Source organism: Mesorhizobium sp. M0037, assembly GCF_040323635.1.
Classification (GTDB): Bacteria; Pseudomonadota; Alphaproteobacteria; order Rhizobiales; family Rhizobiaceae; genus Mesorhizobium.
This window is the reverse complement of the sequence record NZ_JAMYVB010000033.1, coordinates 34,888-42,504: the sequence shown is the minus strand read 5'-3', so window position 1 is coordinate 42,504 and position 7,617 is coordinate 34,888. Positions and strand designations below refer to the sequence as shown.

Here is a 7,617-nt window from a genome sequence, read left to right as displayed (position 1 = left end):
CCCGCCCCCTAGCCCCCCCGCGGGCCCAAACTCCGCCCCGGGGTCTGGCCAAACCGCCACCCCTTTTGGGGCCCGGGGCCTTTCCCCCCCCCCCCCCCCCCCCCAATTGGGGGCGCGGCGGTCCAGTCAAGGATGATTATCAGTCCTTGGAGACGAAGCGGGACGGATGGATGTCCATCACATTGTCATCGAAGCCATGCAGCTTCGAGGAAACGATATCGTGGAAGCTGTAGTAGAGAAGCGGAATGTTGCCGACGTCATCGACAAGGATGCGCTCGGCCTCAGTGAGGTCCTTCATGCGCTCTTCCGGCTTGCCGCCGGCAGCCGCGGCCTTGTCCATGGCCGCCTCATATGCCGGGCTGACGTAGTTCGAATAGTTGTTGCCGCTGGCCTTGCGGGTGATGCCGAGGAAGGTCTCGGGATCCTTGTAGTCGGCGATCCAGGCGGCACGCGCCACGTCGTAGTTGCCCTTCTGCTCGAGGAAGGAATAGTGGGTCTTGGTATCGGTGTTGAGCAGCGTGATCTCGACGCCAAGCGGCTTCAACTGTTCCTGGATGGCAACCGCGGTGTTCTTGTGGTTTTCCGAGGTGTTGTAGCGGATCTCCATCTTCAGCGGATGCTCGGGCGTATAGCCGAGTTTCTCAAGGATCTTCTTGGCGGCGTCCTCGCGGTCGATCTGCGGCATGTCGGCGTATTTGGCCATTGCCGGCGTGTAGCCGGCGATGCCCGGAGGCACCATCGAATAGCCAGGCAGCATGGAATTCTGCCAGACCTTTTCGGCCAGGAAGTCGCGGTCGATAGCCATCGAGATGGCGTTGCGCAGCTCGACATTGTCCCAGGGCGCCTTGTCGGTCTTGATCGCGTAATAATAGGTGCCGAGATACGGTCCGACGCGGACCTGATCGCCGAACTTGGTCTTGAGGTCAGCGAGCTGTTCGGTCGGCAGGTCGCCGTAGCTGTCGAGTTCGCCTGCCTCGAAGCGCTTCATCGCCGAAGAGCGGTCTTCGGTCGGGATGTAGTTGACGACGTCCATCTTGACGGTCGCGGCATCCCAGAATTTCGGATTCTTGACCAGCTTCATGTGGTCGTTGGGAATCCACTCGGCCAATGTATAGGCGCCGTTCGAAACGAGATTGCCCGCCTTGATCCAGTCGGCGCCGAGCTTGTCGATCGAGGCCTTGTTGACCGGGTAGGTAGCCTGGTGGGTCAGCATCTCCAGGAAGTATGGCGTCGGCGCCTTCAGCGTCACTTCCAGGGTGTTGGCGTCGACCGCCTTGACGCCCATGTCCTCGGGCTTGCCTTTCTTGGTGTTGACTTCCTCGGCGTTCTTCACGGGATAGAGCATGGAAGCGTATTCGGCGGCGGTCGCCGGATCCTCCAGCCTACGGAAGGAATAGACGAAGTCGTCCGCCGTCACCGGGCTGCCATCCGACCACAAGCCGTCCTTGCGCAGCTTGAAGGTGTAGACGGTGCCGTCATCCGATACCGTCCAGCTTTCGGCGGCGCCCGGGATGAGGTTCGTCTTCTGATCGTGCATGACCAGTCCCTGGAACAGGTCGCGTATGATATCGGCTTCGTAGACGGTCGAGGTCTTGTGCGGATCGACCGTCTCCGCTTCGGCGGCGCTGCCTCTGTTATAGACGGTCTCGGCAAGGGCCGGCGTCAGGAACGTGCCTGCGGCAAAGGTCATGGTCGCGGCGACAAGCGTCGCCTTCAGCATATTTTTCAGCATGAAGTCTCTCCCTGTGGCGCTGCCCATCGGCTGCGCCTTACGAGTGTTGACGCCCCGGAACCGATTTCTGGCCCCTTCGAGCGCGCCGCCGGTTCCCGTTCCGGCAGCTGGTGGCAGGAGACTAGACAGACGGAAATATTATTTCAACCGAGTCTTGCTTGACGCTAAGTGAGCATCCTCACCCTAAACCAGCCATAGCTAATCTATATTACCAGGTTCAATTGGGTGCAGCTTGCGGTTGTCCTGTATTTTGCGTTTTGCCCTCAGCAGTTGTCATTAGCGCAACCATCTGGAAACATTCCAGGAATGCCGTTCGTGGCCAAGCTCGACGAAAGTACCGAAGAAGCCCGAAAATGAAAACCATGGCGCCGGTGGCGTTGCACGGATCACTCGGCACGGTTGCATGCGGACACGATCTTTGTTGACGCCGGACGGCGTCCCTGAAAGATCAGCCTACCTTGCCGACAAACCAGCCCAGGGCCGGCAGCAACAGCCCCTCCTCCTGCAGGACGGCACCGCCACCCTGAGCGATCGTCTCGACAGGCTGGAGATCCGGCGGCAGCCGCCAGTCGGCCGGCTTGTCGGCGAAATTGAAGACGCAGAGCAATATCGCGTCCTCACCCTGCCGGATGAAGGCAAGGACATCGCCGTCGGCATCAAGAAAGCGGATCGGGCCCTTGACCAGCGCCAGATGCGCCTTGCGCAAGGCGAGCATCGTCCGGTAGCCGGCGAGCACGGACTTGTCGTCGGCGTTCTGGATATCGACCGCCCGAGCGCGGTGGCTTTCCGGCACCGGCAGCCAGGGTTTTCCCGAGGAAAAACCGGCATTGTCGGCGCCCGCTTCCCAGACCATCGGTGTGCGGCAGCCGTCCCTGCCCTTTACCCCCGGCCAGAAACGGATGCCGACGGGATCGCGCAGATCCTCGAAGGTCAGTTCCGCCTCCTCCAGCCCAAGCTCTTCGCCTTGGTAGAGACAGATCGAGCCCCGCAGGCAGGAGAGCAAAGCGATAGCGAATGTCGCCACCGCATCTGGATCGCCGCCCGGCCGCGTCCAGCGGCTGACATGGCGCACGACATCATGGTTGGAGAACGCCCAGCAGACCCAGCCGTCGGCGACAGCTGCCTCGAAGGCCTCGACGCAGCCGCGCACATGGGCGGCTGAGAATTGCTGACCGAGCAGGTCGAAGGTGTAGCACATGTTGAGCTTGTCGCCGCCGGATGTGTAGGCGGCCAGCGTCTGCAGCGAACGGCCTTCGTCGCCGACCTCGCCGACACTGGCGCGGCCGTCATATTCGTCGAGCAAAGCGCGGAAGCGCCTGAGGAAACCGAGGTTTTCCGGTTGCGTCTTGTCAAACAGATGCTCCTGGAAGAGATAGGTGTTGGTTTCGCCATTGGTGCCGGCGACGCTCGACGCCAGCGGCGGATTGCTGCGCAGCCAGCGGTCGTGGACATAGTAGTTGACCGTATCCAGGCGGAAGCCGTCGACGCCGCGCTCGAGCCAGAACCGCACCGTCTGCAACAACGCGTCTTGAACCTCAGGATTGTGGAAGTTGAGGTCCGGCTGCGAGGCGAGGAAATTGTGCATGTAGTATTGCCGGCGGGTCGCGTCCCACTCCCAGGCCGGGCCGCCGAAGACCGACAGCCAGTTGTTGGGCGCGTTGCCGTCCGGCCTGGTGTCGGCCCAGACATACCAGTCAGCCTTGGGATTATCCTTGCTGGCACGGCTCTCTACAAACCATTCGTGCTTGTCGGAGGAGTGCGACAACACCTGATCGATGATCACCTTCAGGCCGAGCCTGTGCGCCTCGGCAACCAGCGCGTCAAAGTCGTCGAGCGTGCCGAACATCGGATCGACCGCCTGATAGTCGGAGACGTCGTAGCCCATATCGGCCATTGGCGATTTGAAGAAGGGCGACAGCCAGACGGCGTCGACGCCGAGCGAGGCGACGTGCGCCAGCCGTGAGGTGATGCCTGAGAGGTCGCCGCTGCCGTCGCCGGTGGTGTCCTGGAAGGAGCGAGGATAGATCTGGTAGATGACGCAGCCGCGCCACCAGTCGGCGCTCTGTTCGGGTCCCGGCTGGGCATTGTCGTCGGCCATCACGGACCCTTCCTGGCGCGGGCCTTTGCGGTCCGGCGCTCGATCATGAAGCTGACACTGCGGCCGGGCAGCGGCCACGCGAGGTCGACCGCTTGCGCTTGAACAGCCGGCTGCCATTCAAACCCTTGCCGCGCGGGCAGCGTGAAGACGCATTGGCGGCGATCGCCATTGACGATCACAGCCAGGCGGCCTTCGCCGCCATCGCCGAGCAGCATGACGAGGCGATGGCGCGAGCCATCGTTCCAGTCGGCTTCGCTGAGCGGCGCGCCGGTCTCGGTCAGCCAGGCGACGTCGGGCGTTTCAGAACCGGCCGGCGGCTCTCCGGTCAGGAAGCGCGTATCGGAAAGCGCCGGCACCGCGCCGCGCAGAGCTGCGAGCGCGGACACATGGGCTTCCAGCCCGACGTCGCGCCCGGCCCAGTCGAGCCAGGTGATGGCGTTGTCCTGCGCATAGGCGTTGTTGTTGCCCCCTTGCGTGCGGCCGAACTCATCGCCCGCCGTCAGCATGATGGTGCCGCGCGAGGCAAACAGAGTGGCGAGCAGCGCGAAGCGATCATGGGAACGGGCCTCGGCAATCGCCTTGTCCGAGGTTTCGCCCTCGACGCCGTTGTTCCAGGACAGGTTCTCATTGTGGCCGTCGCGGTTCTTCTCGCCATTGGCCTGGTTGTGTTTGGCTTCATAGGCGACGATATCGGCCAGCGTCATGCCATCGTGTGCGGCGATGAAGTTGACCGTGCGGCTGGCGGATTGGCCCTCCCTGCCGAACACATCGGAGGAGCCGGCGAGCCTTGTCGCCAGCGCACCGACCGCGCCGGCATCGCCGCGCCAGAAGCGCCTGACGTCGTCGCGGTAGCGGTCGTTCCATTCGAGGTAAGGCGGCCGGAAATTGCCGAGCTGATAGCCATTCGGGCCGATGTCCCACGGCTCGGCAATCAGCACCCTGTCGGCAAGCATGGGATCGGTTGCGATGGTCTCGAGCAACGGAGCCGCCGGATCGAATACGCCAGCGACGCGGCCGAGGACCGGCGTCAGGTCGAAGCGGAAACCGTCGACGCCGGCATGGCGGACGAAATGGCGCAGCGTGTCGAGTACCATGTCGCGAACGACCGGATGGTCGCAGGCAATGGTATTGCCGGTGCCGGTATCGTTGGCCAACCTGCCGTCCGGCTCGCTGCGGTAGTAGGCTTGATTGTCGAGGCCGCGCAGCGACAGCGTCGGCCCGAGCCGGTCACTTTCGCCGGTATGATTGAAGACGAGATCGAGGATGGTGCCAATGCCAACCCTGCGCAGCACCCCCACAGTATCGCGCAACTCGGCGAGGCCGCCCGGCGCCAGCCGCGGATCGAGCGCCATGAAGGTGACTGGGTTGTAGCCCCATGCGTTGCTGAGGCCGAGCGGCGGTAGATGGCGCTCATCGATCCATGCCGTCACGGGCATTAGCTCAACGGCGGAGACGCCGATCTTTCTGAGGTGTTCGAGGATGGCCGGATGCGCAAGTGCCGCAATGGTGCCGCGCTGCGCTTGGGGCACGTCCGGATGCAGTCTGGTGAAGGAACGGACATTGAGTTCGTAGATCAGACCGCCCGGCTGGAACAAAGGCGCCTTGGCCGGCAGCGGCTTGGGCAGCGCGCGGGCGACGGTCTTCGGCATCAGCGGCGCGGTATCGGTGCCTTCGTTGCGCCGGGCGGCAAGCCGCCAACGATACTGGTAGGGCCGGTCTATCTCGACAGCGTAGGGATCGGTCAGCAGCTTGTCGGGATCGAACCACAGGCCTCGTTCGGGCGCATAGTCGCCATCGGCGCGCAAGCCGTAGCAGGTGCCGGCAGCGAGGCCGGCGACGAACAGCGCATAGACGCCCTCGCCTTCCGGCTGGAGTTCGAGCCGGTCGATTTCACGGGCGCCGGTGACGTCGAAGATCGACACCCACAGGCGCCGCGCGGATGACGACCAGGCGGCGAAGCGGATGCCTTCGGGAGTGACGGTTGCGCCGAGCTGGGTCATCGGCGCATCCTCCACCCTCCCCCTTGTGGGGAGGGTCGCGAACGAAGTGAGCGGGGTGGGGGTCGGCGCGGGGAAAGCGCTTTACGAGCACCCCCACCCCGATCCGCTGCGCGGATCGACCCTCCCCACAAGGGGGAGGGTAAAGACGTCACCACCCTCAAGTAATCACGCTCGGCTTGTTGCGCCCGGTGTGGCTCTTGATCCCGGCGATATCATCGGCAGCCGCGATCAGCTCGGCGAGCGCCTCTTGCGTGCCGAGGTCATGCCGCGCTCTGTCCGGCTCGTAGCGCTCGATGTAGACGCGCAGCGTAGCACCCGACGTGCCGGTGCCGGACAAACGAAACACGACACGCGAGCCGCCTTCGAACAGGATGCGGATGCCCTGGTTCTTGCTCACCGAACCGTCGACGGGATCGTGATAGGCGAAGTCGTCGGCATTGGCGATCTTCAGGCCGCGCACGCTGGTGCCGGGCAGCGAGGTCAGCTTGGCGCGGAGTTCATCGACCAGGGCGTTGGCGCGCTCGGTTTCGACCTCCTCATAGTCATGACGTGAATAGTAATTGCGGCCGTAGGTCGCCCAATGTTCGGTGACGACGTCCTTGCAGCTTTCGCCGCGCACGGCCAGGATGTTCAGCCACAACAGCACCGCCCACAGCCCGTCCTTTTCACGGACATGGTTCGAGCCGGTGCCGGCGCTTTCCTCGCCGCAGATCGTTGCCATGCCGGCATCGAGCAGATTGCCGAAGAACTTCCAACCGGTCGGCGTTTCGTAGATGCCGATGCCGAGCTGTTCGGCGACGCGGTCGGCAGCGCCGCTGGTCGGCATCGAGCGGGCGATGCCTTTGAGGCCGTCCTTGTAGCCCGGCGCGAATTGCGCATTGGCGGCAAGCATGGCCACCGAATCCGACGGGGTGACGAAAATGCCCTTGCCGATGATGAGATTGCGGTCACCGTCGCCGTCGGAAGCGGCGCCGAAATCGGGCGCATCCGGTCCCATCATCTCGTCATAGAGATGCTTGGCGTGGACCAGGTTCGGATCCGGGTGATGGCCGCCAAAATCCGGCAGCGGCTTGTAGTTGCGGCAGGTGCCATTCTCCGCGCCGAGCCGGCGCTCGAGGATTTCCTTGGCATACGGGCCGGTGACCGCATGCATGGCGTCGAAGCGCATGCGGAAGCCGTATTTGAAATTGGCGCGGATGGCGTCGAAGTCGAACAGGCTCTCCATCAATTCGGCATAGTCGGTGACCGGGTCGATAATCTCGACCGCCATGCCGCCGGCGGTCACCGTGCCGATCTTGTCGATGTCGATCTGGTCGATGTCGGCGGTCTTGAAGCTCGAAATCGTCTTGGTCTTTTCGAAGATCGCGTCGGTCAGCTTTTCCGGCGCCGGGCCGCCATTGCCGGCATTGTACTTGATGCCGAAATCCTCGTGCGGGCCGCCCGGATTGTGACTGGCCGACAGGATGATGCCGCCGAAGGTCTTGTATTTGCGGATGACATGCGACGCCGCCGGCGTCGACAATATGCCGCCCTGCCCGACCATCACCTTGCCGAAGCCGTTGGCCGCCGCCATGGCGATGGCCTTCTGGATGACCTCGCGGTTGTAGAAGCGGCCGTCGCCGCCGATCACCAGCGTCTTGCCCTCAAAGCCCTCCAGCGCGTCGAAGATCGACTGGATGAAGTTCTCGGCATAGTGCTCCTGCTGAAAGACAGGCACCTTCTTGCGCAGGCCGGACGTGCCGGGTTTCTGGTCGAGATAGGGTTTGGTGGCGACGGTCCGGATCATG

At 63.5% G+C, this 7,617-nt stretch carries 4 protein-coding genes; all 4 read right to left on the bottom strand.

The genetic code is table 11. The features are described 5' to 3' along the window. Positions 1-139: 139 nt before the first annotated feature. The 4 genes from NKJ78_RS29900 to NKJ78_RS29885 all read right to left on the bottom strand — a co-directional run bounded on the left by NKJ78_RS29900 (position 140) and on the right by NKJ78_RS29885 (position 7,616). Positions 140-1,732, bottom strand: a complete 1,593-nt coding sequence (locus NKJ78_RS29900) for a peptide ABC transporter substrate-binding protein (protein ID WP_352562770.1) — start codon at positions 1,730-1,732, stop codon at positions 140-142. 448 nt (positions 1,733-2,180) lie between these two features. Further along, positions 2,181-3,830 (bottom strand): beta-galactosidase BglA, encoded by a 1,650-nt coding sequence (gene bglA / locus NKJ78_RS29895; protein ID WP_023698150.1) that lies wholly within the window; start codon positions 3,828-3,830, stop codon positions 2,181-2,183. After that, positions 3,830-5,830: a glycogen debranching protein GlgX gene (gene glgX / locus NKJ78_RS29890; RefSeq protein WP_352459682.1), complete on the bottom strand. Its 2,001-nt coding sequence runs from the start codon at positions 5,828-5,830 to the stop codon at positions 3,830-3,832. Before glgX ends, bglA begins: the two co-directional genes overlap by 1 nt. A gap of 157 nt (positions 5,831-5,987) precedes the next feature. After that, a complete protein-coding gene (locus NKJ78_RS29885) occupies positions 5,988-7,616 on the bottom strand; it encodes an alpha-D-glucose phosphate-specific phosphoglucomutase (RefSeq protein ID WP_352459683.1) in 1,629 nt (542 codons plus the stop codon). Position 7,617 lies beyond the last annotated feature (1 nt).